25 protein-coding genes are annotated in these 25,801 nt (G+C 71.8%); 11 read left to right on the top strand and 14 right to left on the bottom strand.

What is annotated here, in order from left to right; all coding sequences use genetic code 11:
• Positions 1-32: 32 nt before the first annotated feature.
• Complete coding sequence (locus tag ACZ4WH_RS08045) at positions 33-1,343, bottom strand: M6 family metalloprotease domain-containing protein (RefSeq protein ID WP_468177774.1); 1,311 nt, start codon at positions 1,341-1,343, stop codon at positions 33-35.
• Between the two features lie 448 nt (positions 1,344-1,791).
• On the opposite strand from ACZ4WH_RS08045, the gene ACZ4WH_RS08040 reads away from it, so the two are divergent.
• A complete protein-coding gene (locus ACZ4WH_RS08040; RefSeq protein ID WP_468177772.1) occupies positions 1,792-2,439 on the top strand; it encodes a TetR/AcrR family transcriptional regulator in 648 nt (215 codons plus the stop codon).
• A gap of 236 nt (positions 2,440-2,675) precedes the next feature.
• Positions 2,676-4,214 (top strand): MFS transporter, encoded by a 1,539-nt coding sequence (locus ACZ4WH_RS08035; RefSeq protein ID WP_468177770.1) that lies wholly within the window; start codon positions 2,676-2,678, stop codon positions 4,212-4,214.
• A 75-nt stretch (positions 4,215-4,289) separates the two neighbouring features.
• On the opposite strand, the gene ACZ4WH_RS08030 is transcribed toward ACZ4WH_RS08035, so the two are convergent.
• On the bottom strand, positions 4,290-4,802 hold the full coding sequence (locus ACZ4WH_RS08030; protein WP_468177768.1) for a MarR family winged helix-turn-helix transcriptional regulator: 513 nt from the start codon (positions 4,800-4,802) through the stop codon (positions 4,290-4,292).
• A gap of 105 nt (positions 4,803-4,907) precedes the next feature.
• Between ACZ4WH_RS08030 and ACZ4WH_RS08025 the strand changes: the two genes are divergently transcribed.
• A complete protein-coding gene (locus ACZ4WH_RS08025) occupies positions 4,908-5,699 on the top strand; it encodes a dioxygenase family protein (RefSeq protein WP_468177766.1) in 792 nt (263 codons plus the stop codon).
• A 54-nt stretch (positions 5,700-5,753) separates the two neighbouring features.
• Here ACZ4WH_RS08025 and ACZ4WH_RS08020 read toward each other — a convergent pair whose 3' ends face one another.
• Positions 5,754-6,314 (bottom strand): GNAT family N-acetyltransferase, encoded by a 561-nt coding sequence (locus ACZ4WH_RS08020; RefSeq protein ID WP_468177764.1) that lies wholly within the window; start codon positions 6,312-6,314, stop codon positions 5,754-5,756.
• 221 nt (positions 6,315-6,535) lie between these two features.
• Between ACZ4WH_RS08020 and ACZ4WH_RS08015 the strand changes: the two genes are divergently transcribed.
• Together ACZ4WH_RS08015 and ACZ4WH_RS08010 are read left to right on the top strand one after the other, a co-directional pair.
• A complete protein-coding gene (locus ACZ4WH_RS08015; RefSeq protein WP_468177762.1) occupies positions 6,536-7,534 on the top strand; it encodes a sigma-70 family RNA polymerase sigma factor in 999 nt (332 codons plus the stop codon).
• Between the two features lie 496 nt (positions 7,535-8,030).
• Positions 8,031-8,639 (top strand): TetR/AcrR family transcriptional regulator, encoded by a 609-nt coding sequence (locus tag ACZ4WH_RS08010; protein WP_468177883.1) that lies wholly within the window; start codon positions 8,031-8,033, stop codon positions 8,637-8,639.
• 231 nt (positions 8,640-8,870) lie between these two features.
• Here the strand turns inward: ACZ4WH_RS08010 and ACZ4WH_RS08005 are convergent, their stop codons facing one another.
• Positions 8,871-9,848 (bottom strand): helix-turn-helix transcriptional regulator, encoded by a 978-nt coding sequence (locus ACZ4WH_RS08005; RefSeq protein ID WP_468177760.1) that lies wholly within the window; start codon positions 9,846-9,848, stop codon positions 8,871-8,873.
• 62 nt (positions 9,849-9,910) lie between these two features.
• Between ACZ4WH_RS08005 and ACZ4WH_RS08000 the strand changes: the two genes are divergently transcribed.
• The 5 genes from ACZ4WH_RS08000 (at position 9,911) to ACZ4WH_RS07980 (ending at position 16,396) form a co-directional block, all read left to right on the top strand.
• Positions 9,911-11,440, top strand: a complete 1,530-nt coding sequence (locus tag ACZ4WH_RS08000; protein WP_468177758.1) for an MFS transporter — start codon at positions 9,911-9,913, stop codon at positions 11,438-11,440.
• A 298-nt stretch (positions 11,441-11,738) separates the two neighbouring features.
• Positions 11,739-12,500, top strand: a complete 762-nt coding sequence (locus ACZ4WH_RS07995; RefSeq protein ID WP_014673267.1) for a DeoR/GlpR family DNA-binding transcription regulator — start codon at positions 11,739-11,741, stop codon at positions 12,498-12,500.
• The gene (gene pfkB / locus ACZ4WH_RS07990) at positions 12,497-13,444 is read left to right on the top strand and encodes a 1-phosphofructokinase (protein WP_468177756.1); all 948 of its coding nucleotides are present in this window, start codon (positions 12,497-12,499) and stop codon (positions 13,442-13,444) included. Before ACZ4WH_RS07995 ends, pfkB begins: the two co-directional genes overlap by 4 nt.
• 337 nt (positions 13,445-13,781) lie before the next feature.
• Complete coding sequence (locus ACZ4WH_RS07985; protein ID WP_468177755.1) at positions 13,782-16,001, top strand: PTS fructose transporter subunit IIABC; 2,220 nt, start codon at positions 13,782-13,784, stop codon at positions 15,999-16,001.
• 143 nt (positions 16,002-16,144) lie between these two features.
• Positions 16,145-16,396: a hypothetical protein gene (locus ACZ4WH_RS07980; protein ID WP_468177753.1), complete on the top strand. Its 252-nt coding sequence runs from the start codon at positions 16,145-16,147 to the stop codon at positions 16,394-16,396.
• Positions 16,397-16,399: 3 nt separating this feature from the next.
• On the opposite strand, the gene ACZ4WH_RS07975 is transcribed toward ACZ4WH_RS07980, so the two are convergent.
• The 4 genes from ACZ4WH_RS07975 to ACZ4WH_RS07960 form a co-directional block, all read right to left on the bottom strand.
• Entirely contained in the window at positions 16,400-17,146 is a 747-nt protein-coding gene (locus tag ACZ4WH_RS07975; protein WP_468177751.1) for a DUF6227 family protein, read from the bottom strand.
• 157 nt (positions 17,147-17,303) lie between these two features.
• Complete coding sequence (locus ACZ4WH_RS07970) at positions 17,304-18,524, bottom strand: L,D-transpeptidase (protein WP_468177749.1); 1,221 nt, start codon at positions 18,522-18,524, stop codon at positions 17,304-17,306.
• A gap of 149 nt (positions 18,525-18,673) precedes the next feature.
• A complete protein-coding gene (locus tag ACZ4WH_RS07965) occupies positions 18,674-19,699 on the bottom strand; it encodes a P1 family peptidase (protein WP_468177747.1) in 1,026 nt (341 codons plus the stop codon).
• A gap of 41 nt (positions 19,700-19,740) precedes the next feature.
• Positions 19,741-20,979, bottom strand: coding sequence for a low temperature requirement protein A (locus tag ACZ4WH_RS07960; RefSeq protein WP_468177745.1), 1,239 nt, complete (start codon positions 20,977-20,979; stop codon positions 19,741-19,743).
• A gap of 123 nt (positions 20,980-21,102) precedes the next feature.
• On the opposite strand from ACZ4WH_RS07960, the gene ACZ4WH_RS07955 reads away from it, so the two are divergent.
• Positions 21,103-21,276 (top strand): hypothetical protein, encoded by a 174-nt coding sequence (locus ACZ4WH_RS07955; RefSeq protein ID WP_468177743.1) that lies wholly within the window; start codon positions 21,103-21,105, stop codon positions 21,274-21,276.
• A gap of 20 nt (positions 21,277-21,296) precedes the next feature.
• Here the strand turns inward: ACZ4WH_RS07955 and mscL are convergent, their stop codons facing one another.
• The 6 genes from mscL to ACZ4WH_RS07925 form a co-directional block, all read right to left on the bottom strand.
• The gene (mscL, locus tag ACZ4WH_RS07950; protein WP_468177741.1) at positions 21,297-21,773 is read right to left on the bottom strand and encodes a large conductance mechanosensitive channel protein MscL; all 477 of its coding nucleotides are present in this window, start codon (positions 21,771-21,773) and stop codon (positions 21,297-21,299) included.
• Positions 21,774-21,920: 147 nt separating this feature from the next.
• Positions 21,921-22,433, bottom strand: a complete 513-nt coding sequence (locus ACZ4WH_RS07945) for a hypothetical protein (protein ID WP_468177881.1) — start codon at positions 22,431-22,433, stop codon at positions 21,921-21,923.
• Complete coding sequence (locus ACZ4WH_RS07940; protein WP_468177896.1) at positions 22,405-22,611, bottom strand: hypothetical protein; 207 nt, start codon at positions 22,609-22,611, stop codon at positions 22,405-22,407. The genes ACZ4WH_RS07945 and ACZ4WH_RS07940 overlap by 29 nt, the downstream gene beginning before the upstream one ends.
• Before the next feature lie 484 nt (positions 22,612-23,095).
• The gene (locus ACZ4WH_RS07935) at positions 23,096-23,929 is read right to left on the bottom strand and encodes an S-methyl-5'-thioadenosine phosphorylase (protein WP_468177739.1); all 834 of its coding nucleotides are present in this window, start codon (positions 23,927-23,929) and stop codon (positions 23,096-23,098) included.
• Between the two features lie 99 nt (positions 23,930-24,028).
• Positions 24,029-24,325, bottom strand: a complete 297-nt coding sequence (locus ACZ4WH_RS07930) for an FmdB family zinc ribbon protein (RefSeq protein WP_468177737.1) — start codon at positions 24,323-24,325, stop codon at positions 24,029-24,031.
• A 67-nt stretch (positions 24,326-24,392) separates the two neighbouring features.
• A complete protein-coding gene (locus ACZ4WH_RS07925) occupies positions 24,393-25,685 on the bottom strand; it encodes an MFS transporter (protein WP_468177735.1) in 1,293 nt (430 codons plus the stop codon).
• Positions 25,686-25,801 lie beyond the last annotated feature (116 nt).

Genomic DNA, 25,801 nt, shown 5'->3' with positions numbered 1-25,801 from the left:
CTGCCCCAACGTCCCACCGCCACGCCCCGTCCTCAAGCCCGCGCCCCCGCCCCCTCCCCCCTCGTGATCCGCACCCGGTAGTTGCCCTCCTCGTCCGTGTTCAGGATCTTTACGGTGATGCCGTGGCCGGGGTCCTTGAAGGTCTCGCCGGGGGTGAAGGGGGCGTCGGAGAGTTCGGCGTGGACGTTGGGGCTGCGGGTGCAGCCGCCGCTGTCGCGGTGGCTGTCGTAGACGGTGACCGGGCCGCGGCCGGTGTCGACGGTGCCGTCGACCTTGTAGATGAGCACGCCCGGGCCGCACACCGTCTCGTCGTTGCCGCCCTGCGCGCGGACCTCCAGCGCGTAGGTGCTGCGCGCGGTGGCCGGCACCAGGATCAGCTTTCCGCCGCCCGGCCTGTACAGCGGGGACAGGGTGTACTCGGCACTGCCCCGCGCCGCCGCGCAGCCGACCTGGCCGCCGTCCAGCCAGCCCAGCTTCCACTTGTGCCAGCCGAGCAGGTCGTTGTTGGCGCCCCAGTCCTCGCTCATGATGTCCCAGTGCCCGACCGCGCCCCCGCCCTCCTGCGTGTACAGGTCGGGCAGGCCGAAGGTGTGGCCGTTCTCGTGCGGCAGCACCCGGTAGCCGGTGCGGGAGTAGGAGCCGGAGCCGTCGTCCTGGCGGGAGTAGACGAAGGAGGCGTTGGCGATGCGGACGCCGTCGGCGACCGGGGCCTCGTCGTTGCCGGCGAAGGTCACGGACAGCACGGTGTCCAGGGCGGAGGGGCCGGCGTTCGGGGTGATGAGCACGTTCAGCAGGTCGTAGTCGCGGAAGTCCACCGTCGGGTCGGCGGCGGCCACGATGTCCTGCACCAGGTTCCGGTAGCCGGGGTCGAAGGGCGCGCCGCGCTCTATGCCGTAGGCCTGGAAACGTTTCGGCATGCGCAGCCAGTTGGTGACCGGGGTCTCGGGGCGGTAGTCGAGACGGCCGTACGACGCGGTGCGGAACCACTCCTGGGTCTGCGGGAAGAACTCGTGGAAGCGGTCCATCGCGCTGCCCGGCCCGGGCGCGTCGGGGAAGTCCACCATCAGCGTCAGGGCGTGGACGGTGCCAGTGGAGCGGGAGTAGCCGGACGGGGTGGGCAGGCCCTCGGTCATCTGCACGTCCAGGCCGCCACGGATCATGCAGGGTACGAGCGCGGAGGAGCGGGCCAGGTTGATGGGCCCGGCGGCGGAGGCGGGCGCCGTCAGGTTGCCGTTCCCGGCCGAGGTGCTGACCGTGAGGGTCAGTGCGGTCACCATCGACAGGGCGGCAACCCGGCGCGGGCGTATGCGGCGGCGGGAGCGGGGCTGCGGCTGCGGCTGCATGCAGGGACCTTTCGCGCCACGGCAGCCGCCGGTCTCCGGCTGCACCCTTGCGCTCACCCTGTGTCGGCGGGGCGGTGGGCGCGCGCTGGAGGAGACCGACCGTGGGAAAGCGGGGCCGCAGCGGGGTGAATCCCGGCGGGTGGTGATTGTGTCTCAGGTCACACGGATTCTTTCGGCGGGCGGGAAATAACCGGGGATGGTTTCCCCGTTTAGCCCTGTGTCCGACCGAAACGGGGACCGGTTCCCCGGATCGCGGCCCGGCAGCGACCGCTCACCGTCGAGTGCTCGTCACCGAGTCGCCGGACAGCAGGCACCAAATGCACTACAAGCACCGCGAGCACCGATGCACCGCTGGGCACCAACGCACCTGTGCACCAGCACCGATGTGCACCAACGCACGCACCGCTGTGCACCACCGCGCACCACCCCAACGACCCAAGGAGTCACCGTGTCCGCCACGACCGCCCCCTCCGTGCGCAAGGCGCCCCGGCCGCGCGCCGACGCCCTGCGCAACCGGGAGCGGATCGTCACCGCCGCCCGGGAGATGTTCGTCGAGCACGGCCCGGACGTGCCGCTGGACGAGATCGCCCGCCGGGCCGGCGTCGGCAACGCCACGGTGTACCGCAACTTCCCCGACCGCGACGCCCTCGTCCGCGAGGTCGTCTGCTCCGTCATGGACCGCACGGCCGAGGCGGCCGAACTGGCCCTCGCGGAGACCGGGGACGCCTTCGCCGCCCTGGAGCGCTTCGTGCACACCGCCGCCGACGAGCGGATCAGCGCGATGTGCCCCATGGTGTCCAGCACCTTCGACCAGCACCACCCCGACCTGGAGGCCTCCCGCGAGCGCGTCGAGCAGCTCGTCGAGGAGGTCATGGGCCGGGCCAAGGCGGCCGGGCAGCTCCGGCCGGACGTCGGCGTCGGCGATCTGATGATCGTCGTGTCCCAGCTGAGCCGGCCCCCGGCCGGCACGGACTGCATGCGCGGCGACCGCTTCGTCCACCGTCATCTACAGCTGTTCCTCGACGGTCTGCGGGCCCCGGCCCGCTCCCCCTTGCCGGGCCGGGCCGTGAGCATCAAGGAGCTGCGCGACTCCTGACCGACGACTGACCGATCAGTTCGGCCTCCGCACCCAGTCCACCCTCCGAAGCACGGCCTCTTCATCTTTCCGCCGTACTCCGTTTTCTCGTCATTTTTCCGTCACCTCTTTCGTCACCTTTTCCTTCACGAAGTCCTGAAACACGAAGTCCTGAAACACGAAGTCCTGCGACACGAAGTCCTGCAACCGAAGTCCTGAAAACTTCTCCGTCACGAAGTCCCGAAGTGGGTATCTCCATGTCCGAAGCAGCCCTCAAGGCTCCCGGCGCCGCCGCTCCGAGCGGTGACGCCAACCGCTGGAAAGCGCTCGTGTTCATCGCGCTCGCCCAGCTGATGGTCGTCCTCGACGCCACCATCGTGAACATCGCCCTTCCCTCCGCCCAGACCGACCTGGGCATATCCGACGGCAACCGGCAGTGGGTCGTCACGGCCTACGCCCTCGCCTTCGGTGGTCTGCTGCTCTTCGGCGGCCGGATCGCCGACCTGTGGGGCCGCAAGCGCGCCTTCGTGCTCGGCCTCGCCGGCTTCGCCGCCGCCTCCGCGCTCGGCGGTGCCGCCACCACCGGCACGATGATGTTCGGCGCCCGCGCCCTCCAGGGCGTCTTCGGCGCGCTGCTCGCCCCCGCCGCGCTGTCCCTGCTCGCGGTGATGTTCACCGACGCCAAGGAGCGCGCCAAGGCGTTCGGCATCTACGGCGCCATCGCGGGCGGCGGCGGTGCCGTCGGCCTGATCCTCGGCGGCTTCCTCACCGAGTACCTGGACTGGCGCTGGACCTTCTTCGTGAACGTCCCGTTCGCCGTGGTCGCCGCGGCCGGCGCCTACTTCGTCATCCGTGAGCCGGAGGGCGGCCGGAACCGCAACCCGCTCGACATCCCGGGCGTCCTGCTGTCCACCCTCGGCCTGGTCGCGCTCGTCTACGGCTTCACCCGCGCCGAGTCCGACGGCTGGGGCGACGCGGTGACCGTGTCGATGTTCGTCGCGTCCGTGGTGCTGCTGGTCGCGTTCGCGGTCGTCGAGGCGAAGGTCAAGGCCCCGCTGCTGCCGCTGCGCGTGGTGACCGACCGCAACCGCGGCGGCATCTACCTCTCGCTCGGCCTCGCGATCATCGGCATGTTCGGCCTGTTCCTCTTCCTGACCTACTACCTCCAGGTCGTGAAGGGCTACTCGCCGGTCAAGACCGGCTTCGCCTTCCTGCCGATGGTGGCCGGCATGATCACCGGCTCGACCCAGATCGGCACCCGGCTGATGACCCGCGTCCCGGCCCGCCTGCTGATGGGCCCCGGCTTCTTCGTCGCCGCTCTCGGCATGCTGCTGCTGACCCAGCTGGAGATCGACTCCTCCTACGCCGCCCTGCTGCTGCCCGCGATGGTGCTGCTCGGCCTCGGCATGGGTACGGCGTTCATGCCGGCGATGTCCCTGGCCACCCAGGGTGTCGAGCCCCGGGACGCCGGTGTCGCCTCCGCGATGGTCAACACCTCGCAGCAGGTCGGCGGCGCGATCGGCACCGCCCTGCTGAACACCATCGCCGCCTCGGCGACGACCTCGTACATCAAGGACCACATCGCCGGTGCCGCCGCCAAGCCGCAGCAGGAGCTGGTGAAGCTCCAGGGGCAGGTGCACGGCTACAGCACCGCGATCTGGTTCGCCGTCGGCATTCTGGCGGTCGCCGCCCTGATCGCGTTCACCTTCGTCAACGCGGGCCGTCCCGGTTCCACCCCGGTGGCCTCCGGCGAGGGTGCCGAGGACGAGCTGCCGGTCCCGGTGGTGGCCCACTGACCGGCCGTACGGTCCGACCAGCCCTGCGCTGATCTGGACCGGCCCTGCGCTGATCCAGACCGGCCCCGCGCTGATCTAGCGGAGCCAGGGCAGGTCCGCACCCGCTTCGTTGGGCTGGAGGCCCTCGGCGACGATCTCCATGATCTCGCCGAGGGCCTTCTGCTGTTCCGGGCTCAGCCGGTCGAACAGCGCCTGTCGTACGGCGGTCACATGGCCGGGCGCGGTGCGCCGCAGCACCTCGTAGCCCTCGTCGGTGAGGACGGCGAACTGGCCGCGCTTGTCGGAGGGACAGTCCTCACGGCGTACCCAGCCGTTCTTCTCCAGCCGGGCGATCGCGTGCGAGAGCCGGGAGCGGGTGATCTTGGCCTTCATCGCCAGCTCGGTCATCCGCAGCCGGCGGCGCGGCGCCTCGGCGAGGCCGACGAGGAGGCCGTAGTAGATGTGCGGCATGCCGGCGTCGCGCTGCAACTGCCGGTCGAGGTGGTCCTCCAGCAGGGTGGTGGCGTGCAGATAGGCGCGCCAGATGCGCTGTTCCTCGTCGGTGAGCCAGCGGTGCCGTGCGGCGGCGGAGTCCGGTGCCGTGTTCATATCTCCCACTGTACGAGCCAGCTCCTTGAAACTTGAACAAGTCGCGCGTAGAGTTTCCGTGAGAGCTTGAGAGTTAAAGTATCCGGATCACTGGGAGCCGCCGCGATGTCCGCCACCGCCCAGGAGCGCATGCCCGCCCTGTACCTCAGTCATGGCGCCCCGCCGCTCGCCGACGACCCCGTCTGGCCCGGCCAGCTCGCCGCCTGGTCCGCCGGCCTGCCCCGGCCCAAGGCGATCCTCATGGTCTCCGCGCACTGGGAGGAGGCCCCGCTCGCCCTCGGCGCGGTGGAGACCGTCCCGCTCGTCTACGACTTCTGGGGCTTCCCGGAGCACTACTACCGGGTCCAGTACGCCGCCCCCGGCGCCCCCGCGCTCGCCGAGTCCGTCCGCAAGCTGCTGCGCGCCCCCGGCATCCCCGTCCAGGACATTCCCGACCGGGGTCTCGACCACGGCGCCTACGTCCCCCTCGTCGAGATGTTCCCGGCCGCCGACATCCCCGTCCTCCAGATCTCCCTGCCCACCCTCGACCCGGTGCGCCTGATGGACATCGGCCGCAAGCTCGCCCCCTTGCGCGACGAGGGCGTGCTGATCGTCGGCTCCGGCTTCTTCACCCACAACCTCGCCGCCCTGCGGTACGCCGACCGGGGCGTGCCGAGCTGGTCGTCCGAGTTCGACGACTGGGGGCGGCGGGCCCTGGAGGCCCGCGACTGGGACGCCCTGCTCGACTTCCTGGACAAGGCCCCGGCCGGCCGCTACGCCCACCCGCGCACCGAGCACTTCGCCCCGCTCTTCGTGACCATGGGCGCGGCGGAGGCGGGCGGTGAGCTGGACGCGCAGAAGTCGGTGATCGACGGCTTCTGGATGGGAATGGCGAAGCGGTCGGTGCAGTTCGGATGAGGGTGAGGAGTTCGGCCGAGCCGCGACGGTTCGGCTGAGTTACGACGGTTCGGCTCAGCTGTGACGGTTCGGCTCGGCTGTGACGGTTCGGCTCGGCTGGAGGGGTTTCTCGTACCAGGCCACGTCCCAGTAGCGGCCGAACTTGCGGCCGACCTCGTGGTACGTGCCGACGTACCCGAAGCCGAAGCGCTCGTGGAGCCGGGTGGAGGGCTCGTTGGGCTGGGCGATGCCCGCGTAGGCGCGGTGCACGTCCTCCCCGGCCAGGGCGTCGAAGAGGGCGCCGTAGAGCAGCGTGCCGATCCCGCGTCGGCCGGCATGCGGGGCGACGTACACCGAGGTCTCCACGGACGTCACGTACGCCGGCTTCGGCCGGTAAGGGCTGGATGTGGCGTACCCCAGAATCTCCTGTGACTCCGCGTCCGTGGCAACCATCAGCCGGTGCGGGCCGTCTTCCGGGTGGGAGAGCAGCCAAGGGCGGCGCTCTTCCGGAGTGAAGATGGCGGTATCGAATGTGATGGCCGTCTCACGCACGTAGTGGTTGTAGATCGCCGTGAGGGCTTCGAGGTCCGCCTCGGCCCCCGGCCTGACCTGCGCTTCCGTGCGTTCCGACGGCATCTCGCCTCCCCGGGTGGCGGACAGGGTACTGCATGATCAGAAAAATTGGGGGGCGGGTTGGGAATTCTGTCCGGATTCCAGTCGTTGTTTCCCACGGATGCAGGGCACTCGGAGAGAGTCTCGGAGCGAGTGAGCGAGTGAGCCAGTCCCAGAGACTGCCCCCTTCAGTGCCGAGCGTTCACCAGGACCACCCGCCAGCCCACCATCGCAAGGGAGCACGCATGGCAACCCGTGCCGTCGCCCGTCGTCAGTCCGCCACCGGCGAGACGGCCGACTCGGCAAGCAGTGTTCGCGCTCATGGCGGCGAGATCGCAGACCGCGACCTGGTCGGCATGTACCTCGACGAGATCGCGCGTACGCCGCTGCTCGACGCCGCCAAGGAGGTCGAGCTGTCCCAGACCATCGAGGCGGGTGTGTTCGCGCAGCAGGTTCTCGACGGCGAGGAGGAGTCCAAGACGGACGCCACCCGCGAGGAGCTGGAGGCCCTGGTAGCCGCCGGTGAGCGCGCCAAGGACGTCTTCATCCGCTCCAACCTCCGCCTGGTCGTCGCGGTCGCCCGGCGCTACCCGCGCAGCGGTCTGCCCCTGCTCGACCTGATCCAGGAGGGCAACGCCGGCCTGGTGCGCGCCGTCGAGAAGTTCGACTACCGCAAGGGCTTCAAGTTCTCGACGTACGCCACCTGGTGGATCCGCCAGGCCATCACCCGCTCCATCGCCGACCAGTCCCGCACCATCCGGCTCCCCGTCCACCTGGTGGAGGAGCTGGGCCGCATCCGCCGTGTGCAGCGCGAGTTCAACCGTGAGCACGGCCGCGAGCCGGAGCCGGCCGAGATCGCCGCGGAGCTGGGCTCGACGCCGGAGCGTGTCACGGACGTCCTGGACTGGTCCCGCGACCCGGTCTCGCTGAACATGTCGGTGGACGACGAGGGCGAGACCCAGTTCGGCGACCTGCTGGAGGACACCTCGGCGGTCTCGCCCGAGCAGTCCGTCCTGACCCTGCTGCGCAGCGAGGAGCTGGACGACCTGATCGGCCGCCTGGACCAGCGCACGGCCTCCATCATCAAGATGCGGTACGGCATCGAGGACGGCCGCGAGCGCACCCTGACGGAGGTCGGCAAGGAGCACGGGCTCACCCGTGAGCGCATCCGGCAGATCGAGAAGCACGCCCTGCTGGAGCTGAAGAAGCTGGCCCACCAGACCGGCTTCGACGCGGCGGCGTGACGCAGGGGGTGTACGGGGCGTACGCCCGGTGGCGAAAGACGGCGCAAACATGGCGTGGTCCCATCGCTTCAACCGCTGGGCCCGAGGGAACAACCCTTCCGGGCCCACGGAGCGGGCCCCGGGAACCGCACTCCCCACCCACACCGCACACCCCCGGCCGACCCCACACGGCCGGCCCACGTGAACCACGTCCCGACGCAATCCCCCCCCGGCGCCGGGACCTTCCGAGCCGGGCTTCGGCGCCTATCCCCCCCCGGGCGCCGGAGTCCGGCTTTTTTCTTGCCCGGCCTCTGCCGCGCTTTTGGTGGGAACAGGCGCTGACGTGCTGGAAAGGCGGCCCACCCCGTACCTGAACCCCGGGGTGGACCGCCGGATGGCAGATTCTGCCACACGGGCATAGCCTGCCGGGATGAGCACCACCCCCAGCGCCGCCCACCAGCCGTTTTCCGCCTCCGCACCGGTGTCCCTCACCGAACGCCGGAAGGCCGAGACCCGGATGGAGATCGCCCGGGCGGCGGCAGCCCTCTTCGTCCAGCAAGGACTGCGGGCCACCCGCGCCGAGGACATCGCCCAGGCCGCGGGCATCGCACCGCGCACGTTCTACCGATATTTCGCCACCAAGGAAGAGGCGGTGGCCCCCCTCTACGCGGCCGGCGCCCAGCGCTGGATCGAGGCGGTCCGTACGGCCCCGGCCCGGCTGACCCTCCCCGAGGCCCTGGAGCACGCCGTCCACCACACCCTCACCCCCGGCCTCGGCGTCTCGGCCGCGTCCTGGGAGTGGCTCCGCACCCTGATCCGCCTCGCCGACACCAGCCCGGCCCTGCGCAAGGTGTGGGCAGAGGTGTGCCAGACGTCGGAGGGAGCGCTGGGGGCGATCCTGGTGGAGCGAGCGGAGTCGGCGGGGCGAGACGCTTTGCTGACTCCGCACCTCCGCTTCGCCGCGGCCGTGGCCGGTGCCGCCGTGCGCGTGGCCGTGGAGTCCTGGGCCGCCACGACGACCCCGTCCACCGGCCCGGACGGTCCGGCGGCCCTGGCCCTGCACAACCTGCGCGCGCTGCGGGACTTCGAGTGGAGCGAGCCCGAGATCCCGGGTGGGAAACGGTGAGGCGGCGCGGGGACGGGTAACGGTGACGTGGCGCAGGCGGCGGGGAACGGTGACGCGGCCCGGGGGCGGGGAACGGTGACGCGGCGCGGGGACGGGTAACGGTGACGTGGCGCAGGCGGCGGGTAACGGTGACGTGGCGCAGGCGGCGGGGAACGGTGACGCGGCCCGGGGACGGGTAACGGTGACGTGGCGCAGGGGGCGATGCGGTGGTCCGGGGGCCGGTGAGAGGCCCTACGCCCTCCCGTCGGCATCGGCCGCTCTGGCCAACCGGCCCCCCAACTCCCGTACGCACTCCACCAGTTCCGCCGGTCCGCGCACCGTGAACTCGCAGTCGGCCATCGCCAGCCGCACCGCCAGCCACTCCATGGGATCGCCGGTGGTGCCCCGCAGGACGCAACCGCCCGTGCCGTCGTCCTCGGGCACCCCGAGCCACTTCGGCAGGCGCCCGGACACCCGCTCCGTCCGGGCGGCGAACCGCACCTCGAACGCGTACGTCTCCTGCCGCCGGTGGATCGACTGCCGCAGAAACTCGGCGGCGCTCCCCGTCGGCAACTCCCGGGGCGCGAACCGGACTCCGGTCGCGAACGGCTCGCTCACCCGGTCGACCCGGAAGGTGCGCCAGTCCGCCCGGTCGAGGTCGTACGCCACCAGGTACCAGCGGCGGCCCGTCGACACCAGCCGGTGGGGCTCGGTCAGCCGCCGGGAGGCGCTGCCGTCCTTGTCGCGGTAGGCGAACCGCAGCCGCTCCCGCCCCGCCACCGTCGACGCCATCACGGTCAGCGTCTCCGGCGCGATGCTCGGCCCGTCCCCGCTGGTCAGCGGCGTGGTCGCCTCCTGGAGCGTGGACACCCGGTGGCGCAGCCGGGAGGGCAGCACCTGCTCCAGCTTGGCCAGGGCCCGTACGGACGCCTCGTCCACCCCCTCCACGGCGTGTCCGGCGCCGGCCCGCAGCCCCACCGCGATGGCGACCGCCTCCTCGTCGTCCAGCACCAGCGGCGGCATCGCCTTGCCCGCGACCAGCCGGTACCCGCCGTCCGCGCCCTTCGTCGCCTGCACCGGATAACCCAGCCCCCGCAGCCGGTCGACGTCCCGCCGCACGGTCCGCCGCGACACCCCGAGCCGCTCGGCCAGCTCACCACCGGGCCACTCACGGGGCGTCTGGAGGAGGGAGAGGAGCTGAAGCAGCCGGGCTGGAGTGTCGGTCGTCATGCAGCCGAGCATGCCGCAGAAGTAGGACACGATCCGACCTAATGCGGTCCTACGGTCTCTCCATGACCCCGAACGACAGCAACACCGCACAGGGGCGCGGGGAACTGCGCGCACCGACCGCCGACCGCGCCCGCTGGCTCGCCCTGGCCATCGTCATGACCGCGGCCTTCATGGACCTGGTGGACGTGACGATCGTCAACATCGCCATCCCGTCCATCCAGCGAAGCGCGGGCGCTTCGGTCAGCCAGATCCAGTGGATAACCGCCGGCTACGCCCTCGCCTTCGCCGCGGGTCTGATCACCGGTGGCCGGCTCGGCGACATCCACGGCCGCAAGCGGCTGTTCCTCATCGGTATCGGCGGCTTCACGCTCGCCTCGGCTTTGTGCGGCTTCGCCGTGAACCCCGACATGCTGGTCGCCTCCCGCATCCTCCAGGGCGGCATGGCCGCGCTGATGGTGCCGCAGGTGCTGTCGATCGTGCACGCCACCTTCCCGGCCCACGAACGCGGCAAGGTCTTCGGCCTGTTCGGCGCGATCGTCGGCCTCGGCGCGGTCTCCGGCCCGCTGCTCGGCGCGCTCCTGACGGAGTGGAACCTGTTCGGCCTCGAATGGCGGCCCATCTTCCTCATCAACCTCCCTGTCGGCGTCCTGGCCTGGGTGCTGGGCCGCCGTTTCATCTCCGAGTCGAAGGCCCCCAAGGCGCTGAAGCTGGATCTCGTCGGCGTAGCCCTGGTCACGCTGGGCCTGCTGATGCTGCTCTATCCGCTCACCCGCGGGCGCGAGCTGGGCTGGCCGCTGTGGGGGTACGTCTGCATGGCCGGCGCGCTCGCCGTCTTCGCCGCGCTGGTGTCGTACGAAAAACGGAAGGGCGCCAGGGACGGTTCCCCGCTCATCGAGCTGTCCCTCTTCCGGGTGAAGAGCTTCGCCGCGGGCATCGCCGTACAGACCGTCTTCGGGGTCGCGCTCGGCATCTTCTTCCTGGTCTGGACGCTGTACATGCAGATCGGCCTGGGCTGGAGCCCGCTGCGGGCCGGGCTGACCGGAGTGCCGTTCTCGATCGCCGTGTCCACGGCGGCCGGGCTGTCCGTGCAGCAGCTGGTCCCCCGGTTCGGGCGGAAGGTGCTCCAGGCGGGCGCGCTGGTGATGGGCGCGGGCGTGCTGCTCTACCTGTGGGAGGCCCGCCACTACGGCCTCGCCATCGCCTCCTGGCAGATGGCCCTGCCGCTGGTCGTGATGGGTGCCGGCATGGGGCTGATCGTCGCCCCGCTGACCGACGCGGTGCTCTCGGAGGTGCCGCGCGAGCACGCCGGTTCGGCGTCCGGGCTGATCAACACCGTGCAGCAGATGGGGAACGCGCTCGGGCTGGGGCTGGTGTCGGTGGTCTTCTACGGGCAGATCGGCGACCGGCTGACCCTGGCCCAGGTCGGCCCGGCCTTCGTGCACGCATTCCAGCACGCGCTGTGGTGGGTGGCCGGGATCATGGGCGCGATCTTCCTGCTGATGTCCGCGCTGCCGAAGCGTCCGGCACAGCATGTGGAAGGCGGGGCTCAGGAGGCGCCGGCGGTGGAGAAGGAGCCCGCGCTGGTGCACTGACCAGGCAGGACGAGGGGCCCGGTGCCGGTTCGGCACCGGGCCTTTCCGCTGCCCGGACAGCGCCGGAGGCCCGCCGGAAGACATCCGGAAGCCACCGGAAGTCCGTTCATGCCCAGCCCGGGCCCGAATCTGTTTACTTTCCGGAAATCCGGGCGTAGCCTGCCGCTGAAACCACACGTTCGGGCATGACCCGGAGACGGTCGGACATCGGCATCGGGCATCGGCACCGGGTATCGGCGTCGGGTATCGGGTATCGGCGTCGGACATCAGCCGGACATTGAGGCGGAGGCGAACGGACATGTACGCACCGGAACGGCAGCAGGAGATCCTCCGGCTCGCCCGTGACGGCGGCCGGGTGGACGTGCTGTCGCTGGCCGAGGAGTTCCAGGTCACGGCGGAGACGATCCGCCGCGACCTGAAGGCCCTCGACCGCGCCGGTCTGCTCCGCCGGGTGCACGGCGGTGCCATCCCGGCCGGCCGCCTCGACTTCGAGCCGGACCTCGCCGAGCGGGAGACCACCGCCGCCGACGAGAAGGACCGCATCGCCAAGGCCGCCCTCTCCGAGCTGCCGGCCGAGGGCACGATGATCCTCGACGCCGGTACGACGGTGGCGCGCGTCGCCGCCGCCATCCCGCTGGAGGCGCGGCTCACCGTCGTCACGCACTCCCTGCCGATCGCGGCCCGCCTCGCCGACCACCCGGGCATCCAGCTCCATCTGATCGGGGGGCGCGTACGGCACCGTACGCGCGCCGCCGTGGACGCGTGGGCGCTCCGCGCGTACGGCGAGATCCGCGCCGACGTGCTGTTCGTCGCCGCCAACGGCTTCTCCGCCGAACACGGTCTGACGACCCCCGACCTCGCCGAGGCCGCGGTCAAGCGGGCCGCCGTCGCCGCCGCCCGGCGCGTGGTGCTGCTGGCCGACTCCTCCAAGCACGGCCAGGAGCACTTCGCCCGCTTCGGCGACCTGAGCGACGTGGACCTGCTGATCACCGACAGCGGGCTGAGCCCCGAAGACACCGCCGCCATCGAGCGCGGCGGCACGGAAGTAGTGCGCGCATGATCCTCACCGTCACCCCCAACCCGTCCCTCGACCGCACCTACGAGGTCCAGGCCCTCAAGCGCGGCGAGGTCATCCGCGCCGAGACCGAGCGCATGGACCCCGGCGGCAAGGGCGTGAACGTCTCGCGCGCGGTCGCCGCCGCCGGTCGGCGCACGGTCGCGGTTCTGCCCCTGGGTGGTGCGCCGGGGGCGCTCGTCGCCGACCTGCTCCACGCGCAGGGCATCGAGGTCGCGCCGGTCCCGATCGTCGGAGCCACCCGCTCCAACATCGCGCTCGCGGAGGCCGACGGGGTCCTCACCAAGATCAACGCCCCGGGTCCGGCACTGTCGGAGTCCGAGCAGGAACTCCTCCTGGACACCGTCCGCTCGCAGTCCCGCGACGCCGACTGGATCGCCTGCTGCGGCAGCCTGCCCCGCCGGCTCGCGCCCTCCTGGTACGCCGATGTCGTCACGCGGGCGCACGCCGCAGGCGCGCGGATCGCGCTGGACACCTCGGGGCGTGCGCTTCTGGAGGCGCTGCGCGCGCGGCCCGACGTGGTGAAGCCGAACGCCGAAGAGCTGGCGGAAGCCGTCGGGCGCCCCCTGACGACCGTGGGCGACGCGCTCAAGGCGGCGGAGGAGGTGCGCGCGATGGGCGCCCGAGCGGTGCTGGCGAGCCTGGGCGCCGACGGCCAGCTGCTGGTGTCGGACGCCGGCGCGTGGTTCGGCAGCGCGCGCGTGTCCGCCGTCCGCAGCAACGTCGGCGCCGGTGACGCCTCCCTGGCAGGCTTCCTCATCGCCGGCGGCACCGGCCCCGAGGCCCTCGCCTCCGCCGTCGCCCACGGCGCCGCCGCCGTCCAGCTTCCCGGCAGTGTGATGCCGACCCCGGCCGACCTGAACCCGGCGGCGGTGACCGTCACCACCGACATCCCCTTGGACCGCGAACTGAGGGAGCCGGCGCCATGACATCCGCATGGGGTACGACCGCTCCGGCCGACGTGCCGTTCGCTCCGGCCGTACATGCAGCGCGGGCGTGCGCCGCGACCGCTCCGGTGGTTCGCGGTGTGAGCGCTCGGGCCCATGGACCGACCGCTCGCGGTACGTCCGCTCCGTTCAGCCCGCCGGCCGCGTACCGCTCCACCGTTCCCCACCCGACCCCCGCCCCCGATACGACGGCTCCACCCCGCATCCCCCGTCGCGGAGCTCCGTCGGTCCCCGTCCGCCCCACCGCCCCCCACACAACCCCCGTCCCCACCTACGCCCACTCCTCTCCCCGGGCGATACGCGTGCATAGGAGCCCGCGATGAGCGACATGATCACCGCGGACCTGGTCGATCTCGACCTGTCCGCCGACACCAAGGAAGCGGCGGCGCGTGCCCTCGCCGAGCGCATGGTGGCCCAGGGCCGGGTGACCGACCTGGAGGGCTTCCTCGCCGACGTGGCCGCCCGTGAGGCCCAGATGCCGACCGGCCTGGACGGCGGTATCGGCATCCCGCACTGCCGTAGCGCCCATGTCACCGAACCGACCCTCGCGTTCGGCCGCAGTGCCGCCGGCATCGACTTCGGCGCCGCGGACGGACCGGCCGACCTGATCTTCCTGATCGCGGCACCCGCCGGCGCCGACGACGCCCACCTCACCATCCTGTCCTCCCTCGCCCGCCAGCTGATGAACGCCGAGTTCACCGCCGCGCTGCGGGCGGCGGGCGACCCGGAGACGGCGGCGGCGCTGATCCGGGGCGACGAGGAACCGTCGGCGAAGGGCGCCGAGGGCGTCTCCGAAGACACCGCTGCGGCTCCGGTGGCGGCCTCCACCGGCGCCGCAGCGGGCAAGACGGCGCACACGTCGGTCGCGGACGCGAGCGCCGAGAGTGCGAGCGCGGAAGGTGCGAGCGCGGAAGGTGCGAGCGGGGAAGGCGCGCCCGCCGCGACCGCGAGCGCCCCGGCGCACGCCCCCACGGCGGCCACCGCACCGGCCGCCGCAGAGCCCACCGGCACCGGCACCGACTCCGGCGAGCGCCCCTTCCGCGTCGTCGCCGTCACCTCCTGCCCGACCGGTATCGCCCACACCTACATGGCGGCGGAGTCCCTGGAGAACGCCGGCCGTGAGGCGGGCGTCGAGGTGGTCGTCGAGACGCAGGGCTCGGCCGGCTTCGTCCGGCTGGACCCGGCGGTGATCGCGGCGGCGGACGGCGTGATCTTCGCGCACGACGTCCCCGTACGCGACAAGGACCGTTTCGCGGGCAAGCCAACCGTGGACGTCGGCGTGAAGGCGGGCATCAACCGCCCCGCCGAACTCCTCGCGGAGGTCCGCGAGAAGGCGGCGCGCGGCGAGGCGAGCGCCCCGGCGCACGCGTCGGCCGGTACGCCGGTCGAGCGCGCGGGCGACTCCACCGAGGGCTACGGCACCAAGCTGCGCAAGTGGCTGATGTCCGGCGTCAGCTACATGGTCCCGTTCGTCGCCGCCGGCGGTCTCCTCATCGCCCTGGGCTTCGCGATCGGCGGCTACAAGATCAACAAGGCGCCGTCGGTGATGGACCACTTCCTGTGGACCCAGGCCGACAGCTGGGGCGCCCTGCTGTTCCAGATCGGCGGCGTGGCCTTCGGCTTCCTGGTCCCGGTCCTGGCCGGCTACATCGCCTACGGCATGGCGGACCGGCCAGGCCTGGTCCCCGGCTTCGTCGGCGGCGCGATCTCCCTGACCATCAACGCGGGCTTCCTCGGCGGTCTGGCGGCCGGTCTGATCGCCGGTGGCGTGGTGATGGCGATCCAGAAGGTGAACATCCCGGCGTCCTTGCGCGGCATCATGCCGGTGGTGGTGATCCCGCTGATCTCCTCGGCGATCGTCGGGTTCCTCATGTTCGTCGTGATCGGCAAACCCATCGCCTCCGCGCAGAAGGGCCTGACCGACTGGCTGAACGGCCTCACCGGCACCAACGCCGTCCTGCTGGGCGCCCTGCTCGGCCTGATGATGTGTTTCGACCTCGGCGGTCCGGTCAACAAGGTCGCCTACACCTTCGCCACCGCCGGCATCGCCGTCGCCGATCCCAGCGGCTCCGCCATGAAGATCATGGCCGCGGTGATGGCGGCCGGCATGGTCCCGCCGCTGGCGATGGCCCTGGCCACCACCGTGCGCGGCAGGCTGTTCACGCAGACCGAGCGGGAGAACGGCAAGGCCGCCTGGGTCCTGGGCGCGTCCTTCATCTCCGAGGGCGCGATCCCCTTCGCGGCGGCCGACCCGCTGCGGGTCATCCCGTCCTCGATGGTCGGCGGCGCCCTCACCGGCGCCCTGTCGATGGTCTTCGGCGCCACCCTGCGCGCCCCGCACGGCGGCATCTTCGTGGTACCGCTGATCGGCAACCCGTTCCTGTACCTGGTGGCCATCGCGGCCGGCGTCTGCGTCACCACGGCCCTGGTGGTCCTCCTGAAGGGGATGCGCAAGCCGGCCCCCGGGTCCGCGGCCACCGACCCCACCGCACCGGCGGCCACCGCGCCGAAGGAGGCCAAGCAGCCGATAGCGGCCTGACCGGCGCACCCCCGCCCACGGCGTCTCGCCCCCTTACCCCTCCCGCCCTTGTCCCTTTAGTTCGCTGTGAGTTGTTCACGGCACCTGCGAGATACGTCACGGTCCGGGACTGAAGTCCCGGACCGTGGTGTGTACTGGGGTACATGCCTGAGCACGCCCCGACTCTCCAGCTGATCGGCATGGCCGTCCTCGCGGCGGCGGCCGTCGTCTGGGTCGTCGTTCTGCTGCGTCTGCTGCGCCGCGCCGGCCGCCGGACCGTCGCCCGGCGCTCCACCGCACCGCTCCCGGCGCTGCCGAGCCAGACGCGAGTCGGTCCCTCCCGGGAGTCCGTCGAGCTGACCCCGGCCGAACAGGACGCGTTCGCGGGCCTGGTACGGCACCTCGCCAACGGCTGATCCTCAGCCCTGCCGCGCCGCGCGCCGCTCCATCGCGTCCCGGGCCGCGTCCTGCGACATGTAGACCTCGCACATGTGCCGTCCGTCGGGCGTCGCCGTGTGCTCGACCTCCCACAGGGAGATCTCGGTGCCGTCCGGCAGCAGGAAGGCGTGCTCGTACAGCGCGTAGCTCAGCCCCGTGCGTCCGGCCCGCCCGGGCCGGCCGAAGGCCTGTGTGATCTCGTGCGCGGTCGCCGTCGCCAGCAGGGCCGCCGTCTGCGCGTCGGGCCGGTCGGGGTTCTCCGCACGGCGCAGCAGCCGGCGCGCGTGGTCCGCCGAGTCCTCGGAGGCGAACATGTGCCGGGGCTCGGGGATGGCCCACAGCCGCATCAGCGCGGGCAGCTCGAAGTCCCGTGTCTCCGGGGGCAGCCCGAGCCGTGCCGTGGCGGTCTGCACCTCCTCCTCGTCGACGTACACCTCGTGCTCCGGGGCGCTGCCCGGGGTGGGGTTGTGCACCAGCTCCCACAGCGTGACCGCCGAGCCGTCGGCGAGCAGCCAGGTGTGCCGGTACGTCTCCCGGTGCAGTCCCGCGCTGTGGTACGCGGAGTGCAGCGAACTGTCGTGCGCCAGCGCGCAGTCGAGCCGCCTTATCACCTCGTCGGGCAGCTCGAAGGAGTTCAGGGCACGGCCGAGGAGCCGCGCGAGATGCTCCTCAGGAGACTCGGGCGACTCGGCTGGTTCGTACGCTGCGGTCTCGTACGGAACGCTCAAGGCATCTCCCGGCGTTGCTGCATGTCACCTTGTGGGTGCATACCGTAGCCCCTCGGTCGGACATCATGTCCGGGAACCGAGAAAACGTACGCCGGGAAAACGCGCGGGCCGCGCGAAAAATTCCCGCGCGGCCCGTCGTCCTGTCAAAACCCGCCGCTCAGGTGGCACTTCCCGCGGTCCAGGCGCTCCACGACATGTTCCAGCCGTTGAGGCCGTTGTCCGGGGCGACCGTCGTGTCGGGGGAGTTCTTCACGATCACGACGTCCCCGACGAGCGAGTTGTCGTAGAACCACTTGGCCGACGTGGCGCCCTGCGCGCCCTGCACGTCCGCGAGGCCGACGCAGCCGTGGCTGGTGCCCTCCCGGCCGAACGGCGGGTTGCCCTTGTTGTACCAGTAGTTCCCGTGGATGAACGTCCCCGACGACGTCAGCCGCATCGCGTGCGGCACGTCCGGTATGTCGTACTCCCCGCCGAAGCCGACCGTCGAGCCGTTCATGCGGGTCTGCACGAACTTCTCGGAGATCACCATCTGCCCGTTGTACGTGGTGTGCTGCGGGCTGCCCGCCGAGATCGGCACCGTCTTGACGGTCTGGCCGTCCCGGACGACCGTCATGGTCTGCGTGTGGGCGTCGACCGTGGAGACCTGCGACCGGCCGACCGTGAAGGAGACGGTCTTCTTCTGCACCCCGTAGACACCCTGGGCGCCCTGGACCCCGTCCAGGTCGATCTTCATCGTGACCTTGGACCCGGCCTTCCAGTACTCCTGCGGGCGGAAGTCGAGCCGCCGGTCCCCGAACCAGTGCCCGACCACCTGCTGGCCGCTGGTGGAGTTGACCGTGATGTGCGACTGCACGGCCTTCTTGTCGCTGATCGACTTGTCGAAGGTGAACGACACCGGCATGCCCACCCCGACCGTCGCGCCGTTGTCCGGGGTGTAGGTACCGATGAAGCTGTTCGCCGAGGTGACGGTGGTGAAGATGGAGTTGGCCGCCGCCGTGCGCCCCTCGCCGTCCTTCGCGGTCGCGGATATCTGGTACTTCGTCCCGCGCTCCAGCTGCTCCTTCGGCTTCCAGCTGTGGCCGTCCGTCGATATCGCCCCCGGCACGGTCTGCCCCGACCCCGCCACGGTCATCTTCACATCGGTCAGCCTGCCGTCGCTGACCTTCACCCCGGTCGCGTTGATGGACGCCCCGGTCGAACCGTCCTTGGCCGAGATCGCTATCTTCGCCGTCGACGTCTTCGGGGAGTCCTTGCCCCCCTTGCCGTCGTCGTTGTCCGCCTTGGCGCTGCCACCGCAGGCGGTCAGGGTGAGGGCGCCGACCATCAGGGCGGCACAGGCCCCGAGTACGCGCCGCGCTGCAATGTCCGGCGTTGTCACGGGCTGCTCCCAGTTCGCGTGATGTGCGTGGTCCGTTCCAGTGCGTGAAGAAAGAGGGCGCCGACGCCGAGGAAGGTTCCCTCCGACTCCCGTGAACGCCATCACGTGACAGAACCGCGACAATCCACCCCGTCCCTGGGGCCCTATCGCTACCCCTTCCCGTACAACTCCCCGTAGGACGGCCACACTCCGCCCGGCCCGTCGACCGACTCCGCGGCGCGCACGGCCCGGACGATCGCGCGTGTCACCACGTCCGCGCCGGCGGCGAGGATGTCGTTGAGCGCCAAGGGGTGCGCGTCCAGCGCGTGCGTGCCGGTCGCCAGCGCGAACACCGTGTCCCCGTCGTGCAGGAGATGCACCGGCCGCACGGCCCGCGCGATCCCGTCGTGCGCCGTGCCCGCCAGCTTCTGCGCCTGCGCCTTGGAGAGGTCCGCGTCCGTCGCGACCACCGCCAGCGTCGTGTTGAGCGGCGCCGGCCCGTTTCCGGCGGCGGCCTCGTCCAGGCGCCGGCACGCGGCCTCGTGCACCCCCTCCGCCGGATACTCCACCCGCCCCTGGAAGAACTCCCCGTACAGCACCCCCGTTTCCGGATCCAGCACCGACCCCGCTGCGTTCGCCACCACCAGCGCCGCCACCGTGATCCCCGAGTCCAGCACCGTGCTCGCGGTGCCCACCCCGCCCTTGAGCCGCCCGGCGACGGCACCCGTGCCCGCGCCGACGCACCCCTGCGCCACCCGGGCCCCCGGCACACCGGCCGCCGCGGCCTCCACCGCCGCGCGTCCCGTCCCCGCGTGCGGACGGGCCCGGAAGTCCCCGCCCCGCCCCAGGTCGAAGACGCACGCGGCGGGCACCACCGGCACGACATGCGCCGGATCCGTCCCCACCCGCACGCCCCGCTCCCGCTCCTCCAGCCAGGCCATCACCCCGGAGGCCGCGTCGAGCCCGTACGCGCTGCCTCCGGTCAGCACGATGGCGTCGACCTTCCGCACCACGTTGCGCGGGTCGAGCGCGTCGGTCTCCTTGGTGCCGGGGCCGCCGCCGCGCACGTCCACGGCGGCGACCGCGCCGCCCAGGGGTGCGAGGACGACCGTGGTGCCGGTGAGCCAACCGTCCCCGGTGCGGGTGGCGTGCCCGACCCGGAGCCCGGCGACGTCCGTCAATGCGTCAGCTGTCATGGACGCCAGTCTGGCCCAGCCCGGCGCGCTGCCCGGAAGGTTCAGCCGGCCGAGGCGGTGGCGCTCGCCGCGCGCTCCCGGCCGGCCGCGCGCGCCGTCAGGACCACCCCGGCCGCCACCGAGGCCGCGGACACCAGTCCCGCCGCGAGCACCGCCCAGTCGCCCAGGAAGGTGCAGCAGATCACCAGCAGAGCCGTGACCGGCAGCACCAGTTGCTGGGTGAGGCCCACCTTGAAGTGCCGGGAGTGCAGCGCCCACACGGTCAGCAGGTACAGCGCCGTCGGCAGGGTGACGGCGGCCGAGGCGGACAGGGTGGAGATGTGCGCCTTGCCGACCGCCTGTTCCACCGCGACCTCCAGGCCCGCGCCGATCGCCGCCGCCGAGGCGAACACCAGATAGTGGCCGTAGCCCCAGACGAACGCCCGCCGGCTGGAGCGGAGGTGGCCGTGGATGGGCACCACGAAGTAGATCCACCACGCGGAGAAGACGATCAGCAGTCCGCCGGCGGCGATGGGCAGCAACTCGCCCAGTACGTGGTGCTCGTCCGCGGCCGACTTCACCGCCACCGTGGCCGCGGCGATCGTCTCGCCGAGCACGATGATCGTGAACAGGCCGTACCGCTCGGCGATGTGATGCGGATGCCAGGAGGTCTCCTGGGCCTTCTCGGCGTACAGCGGCACGCACAGTTCCGCGATCACCATGACCAGGAACACCCAGGGCCGGGCCGGCTCCGGCAGCACCACCAGCCCGATCCAGCCGATCTGGCACAGCAGCACACCGCACGCGTACCGCAGGGCCGTGGTCCGCTCCGCGGCAGGCGCCGATCTCGCGACTCTCAGCCACTGCCAGGCCATCGCCAGCCGCATGATCACATAGCCGAGCCAGACGAAGAGGAAGTCGTGCTGCGTGGTGGCCCGGGAGATGCCGGCGGCCAGCACCAGGACGCCGGCGATCTGCACCAGGGTGACGACCCGGTAGAGCGCGTCGTCGTTGTCGTACGCCGAGGCGAACCAGCTGAAGTTCATCCACGCCCACCAGATGGAGAAGAACACCATCGCGTAGTTGAGGATGCCCTCGCCCGCGTGGCCCTGCGCCACGGCGTGCACCAGTTGCACGCCCGCCTGCGCGACCGCCACGACGAAGCACAGATCGAAGAAGAGCTCCAGCGAGGAGGCGACGCGGTGCGCCTCGTCGCGTCCACGGGCGGTGAGCCGTCGCACGGGGCGGGAGGGCTGCGGGGCGCCGGAGGGCGCGGGCGCGGGAGCGGAACTCGACGTCATGGTTCCCAGCACAGCAGAAAACCGGGGTGAAATCTTGTGAAGGTTTTCACAAGCCTGCGGGGGTTCGCAGGTCCGGCGAAAAGCCCAGGCCGGGGGCCCCGGCGGGAGCCGTACCCTGGAGGCATGAGCACCCGCGAACCCGAGCCGCGCGACCCGAAGCCCGCGCTGGTCTTCGACGACCCGCTCGACCAGCAGTCCTCGGACGACACCGACCGCGGGTGGGGCGAGCGCCCGGCCGGCGACAGCGCCGCCGACCTGAAGCGCTTCCTGGACGAGAAGCCGCCCCACCACCTCTGAGCGGTCCGCGGGAGGCGCGGTCAGCGCTCGTCGTGCCCGGCCTCGCGCTGCGCGACCAGCGCGTCGCGGATCTCCTTGAGCACCTCCAGCTCGGTCACCTCGACCAGTTCCTTCGTGCCCTCCCGGGCCGCCTTCCTGGCCGCCTGCCGGGCCAGGTACTTCGACATCGGCAGGACCATCAGGAAGTACACCACCGCCGCGGTGATCACGAAGCTGAGCGTGGACCCGAGTACGGAGCCCCACATGATCGGCACCCCGCTCTTGACCGTGCCGTCCGCGCCCACCCGGCACGGGTCCTTCAGGCAGGAGCTGTAGCTGTCGAGGTTCTGCGTGCCGATCGCGCCGACCAGCGGGTTGATGATCCCCTTCACCACCGAGTTGACGATGTTCGTGAAGGCCGCGCCGATGACCACCGCGACTGCCAGATCGACGACGTTGCCGCGCATCAGGAAGGCCTTGAAGCCCTGCCAGACGCTCGGTTCCTTCTTCGCGCTCACCTAGGGGACTCTCCTCGCGTACACGGGGTGTGGAACGAAACGCTCCGCAACCTACGGCACCGTGCGGCCGTCGTGTCCACTTCCGTAACCGGATCGAGGCCCTCGACCACGCGTGGGCCACGGCACGGAGAACGCGGACGAGTTGGTTCAGCACAGCGTCACCGCCAGGCGCGTGGTGGCGCTCGCGCCGACCAGCCGGGCCGCCGTGGGCCGCGGCACCGACAGCACGACCAGCGCACCGCTCTCGGCGGCTCCGGCCGGCGGCTCCGGCACCTTCGTCACCCGCACACCGCGTGCGAGCACCCGGACGCCGCCTCCGGCCGACGGGTCCTCCGCGGCGATCACGTCGACGCGGTCACCGGTGTGAAGCAGGCCCACCGTGGCGGCGTCGGCGATCCGCACCGGCGCCGTCACCTCCTCGACCGCCGGGTGCGGCCGTACCGGTTCTGCGACCCGATGACCTTGGGCCCGCTGCGCGCCGTGCGGTTCGGCCCCGGTCCGGGGCCCCGCGGCCACGAGCGCCGCCGCCGTCACCGCGAGCCCGGCCGCGACGGCCCGCCCGCGGTGCCGTAGGAGCCGCTGCACCCGATATCGCCCGCCACGCACCCGCACCGGATCGAACGGGGGCACCTCACGGGTCGCCGGGGCCTCCGTGCCCAGCGGGCGCGGAGGCCGCAGCGGGGGCGGGAAGGAGGAGCGGGCGGGAGAGCGCGGGGGCGGAGTCGGGGAGAGGGAGGACGAGGGCAAGGATGAGGGCGAGGGCGAAGATGAGGATGAGGGGGAGAGCGAGGGCATGGGAGTCACCGCCTGCGGCGAGGAGTTCGGCTTGCGATGCCACGATGACGCCTCGCGCCGAATCCCGCCGGGGCCGGTGGATCACGGACGGATTGTGGATAACTCGCCCACCCGAACGAGGAGTTCCGCGCAGCCGCGCCACGCCAGGCCACGCAGCCGCGCCACGCCAGGCCACGCAGCCACGCCACGCCAGGCCACGCAGCCACGCCACGCCACGCCACGCCGCGTAGCCACGCCAGCAGCAGCGCCCGGCAGCCGCGCCGCTCAGCGCCGACCGGCCTCCCGTTCAGCCTCCGCAGTCGCGCCGCTCAGCACCGACGAACCCCCAGCTCAGCCTCTGCGCAGCCGCGTGGCTTGCCCTCCGCGCCAGCCGCCCCGCTCAGCCCCGCTCACCCTGTCCCCTCAGCCCCGCTCACCAGGTCTCCCCAGCCCCGCTCACCCTGTCCCCTCAGGCCCGCTCACCCTCCCCTCAGCCCCGCTCGCCCTGCCCCCCGCGCAGCTCAACGGCACCCTCACCCCACCCGCACTTACGGCAGCGGGAACCCCGGATCCATCCCGCCCAGCGCGTTCACGCACAGGCAGTCCCGCTCGCCGGTCTCCGGCAGTGCCGCCACCGCGTCGAACAGCACGCCGCGCAGCCGGTCCACGTTGGCCGCGAACACCCGCAGCACCTCCTCGTGCGAGACGCCCTCGCCGGTCTCGGCGCCCGCGTCCAGGTCGGTGACCAGGGTCAGCGAGGTGTAGCACAGCTCCAGTTCCCGGGCGAGCGCCGCCTCGGGGTGGCCGGTCATGCCCACCACCGACCAGCCCTGGGCCTGGTGCCACACCGATTCGGCACGCGTCGAGAAGCGCGGGCCCTCGACCACGACCAGCGTGCCGCCGTCCACCGGCTCCCAGTCCCGGCCGTGGGCGGCCTTCAGCGCGGCGGCCCGCCCGGTGGGGCAGTAGGGGTCGGCCATGGACACGTGCACGACGTTCGGCACGGTGCCGTCGGGCAGCGGCAGCCCGTCGAAGTACGTCTGTGCCCGGGACTTCGTGCGGTCCACGAACTGGTCGGGGACGAGCAGGGTGCCCGGGCCGTACTCGGGGCGCAGTCCGCCCACCGCGCACGGACCGAGCACCTGCCGTACTCCGACCGAGCGCAGGGCCCACAGGTTGGCGCGGTAGTTGATGCGGTGCGGGGGCAGATGGTGGCCACGGCCGTGCCGGGGCAGGAAGGCGACCCTCCGGCCGGCGATCTCCCCGAGGAAGAGCGAGTCGCTGGGCGACCCGTAGGGGGTGTCCACCTGAATCTCGGTCACGTCGTCCAGGAAGGAGTAGAAACCCGAACCGCCGATTACGCCGATCTCTGCATTGGCCATGACCAGCACACTAGCGGGCCGCGATGGCGTGGGGGAGCCGGTGCCCGGGAAGGCCGAAGACCCTGCCGTCGTGCGACGGCAGGGTCCGGGTGAGAGGTATCAGGCTGCGGAGCTGCTGGCGGAGCCGGAGCTCGAAGAGGACGAGGACGTCGAGGTGGACGCCTTGGCGTCGGACGACGAGCCGGCCGGCTTCGACGCCGGGGTGCTGCTCGACGTGGAGCCACGGGAGTCGTTGCGGTAGAACCCCGAGCCCTTGAAGACGATGCCGACGGCGGAGAACACCTTCTTCAGGCGGCCCTGGCAGTTGGGGCACTCGGTCAGGGCGTCGTCGGTGAACTTCTGCACCGCCTCAAGGCCCTCGCCGCACTCGGTGCACTGGTACTGGTAGGTCGGCACTGTCTTCCTCCTGGCACTCTCACTCAATGAGTGCTAACGACGGTCCATAGTGACGTATTCCCGGGGATCAGTCCACCGTGACCGGCACGCGGTGACCGACGCCACGCGCGACCGTACGGTTCCCGTGCCGCGCGGCCAGCCGCGACCGCAGCGTCACCAGGGTCACCAGGGCGAGCACGGTGCCGCCCATCGGCACCAGGAATCCGGCGCCGTCCCACAGCCGGTCCTCCAGCTGTCCCGCGACCGTGACGGCGGCGGCCTGACCGAGTGCGACGGCGCCGGTCAGCCAGGTGAAGGCCTCGGTCCGGGCACCGGCCGGGACCAGGCTGTCGACCAGCGTGTAGCCGGTGATCAGCGCCGGGGCGATGCACATGCCGACCAGCAGGCCGAGCGCGGCGAGCAGCAGCACCGAGTGCGCCGTCCACAGGGCGGACGCCGCCAGCGCGAGCGCCGCGTAACCGATCACGAGGCGCTGGTGCGGAGCCGTCTTCCAGGCGATCGCGCCGCAGACGATGCCGGACAGCATGTTCCCGGCGGCGAAGACGCCGTACAGGACGCCGTTGAGGCCGGGCTCGCCGATCGACTCGGTGAAGGCCGCGAGCGACACCTGCATGCCGCCGAAGACCGAGCCGATGCCCAGGAAGGTCACGACCAGCACGCGCACGCCCGGGACGCGCAGGGCGGAGGCGTGCTTCACGCGCGCGTGCCCGCTCTCCCGGGACACCGGCGGCTGCGTGCTCTTCCGCGCGGCGAACAGCAGACCGCCGACGAGGGTCAGCCCGGCCTCGGTGACCAGGCCGGCGGCCGGTGTCACGGCCGTGCACAGCGCGGTCGCCAGCAGGGGGCCGACGACGAAGGTCAGCTCGTCCGTGACCGACTCGAACGCCGCCGCCGTGGTCATCAGGGGCGAGCCCTGGAGCTTCACACCCCAGCGCGCCCGCACCATCGGGCCGACCTGCGGCACCGAGGCGCCGGTCGGGACGGCCGCCAGGAACAGCGCCCACAGGGGCGCGTGCGCCAGCGCGAGCGCCGTCAGGGACAGACCGGAGAGCGTGTGCACCAGGACGCCGGGGATCAGCACGGCCCGCTGGCCGTAGCGGTCGGCGAGCCGGCCGCTGTACGGCGCGAACAGCGCCATGGAGACGCCGGTGGCGGCCGCGGCGGCGCCCGCGGCGCCGTACGAGCCGGTGGTGTGCTGGACGAGCAGCACGATCGAGAGGGTGAGCATCGCGAACGGCTGGCGCGCGGCGAAGCCGGGGAGCAGAAACGTCCAGGCGCCGCGGGTGCGCAGCAGCCGGCCGTATCCGGGGCGGGGCGACGACGGGTTCTCCGCCGGCTCGGTGGTGACCGTGGACTCCACGGCCCGTGCCTTTCTTCCGCCTGGTAGCGCCCGTGCGGGGGCGCCGAGAGCTGTCCTCTTGCGCGGAACTGCGGTAGATACCGGTGCCACTGCCAAGGGCGTTCCGGCCGCCATAC

The sequence above is a fragment of the Streptomyces sp. NPDC029138 genome, assembly GCF_055564375.1.
This window is presented reverse-complemented; position numbering and strand designations above follow the sequence as displayed.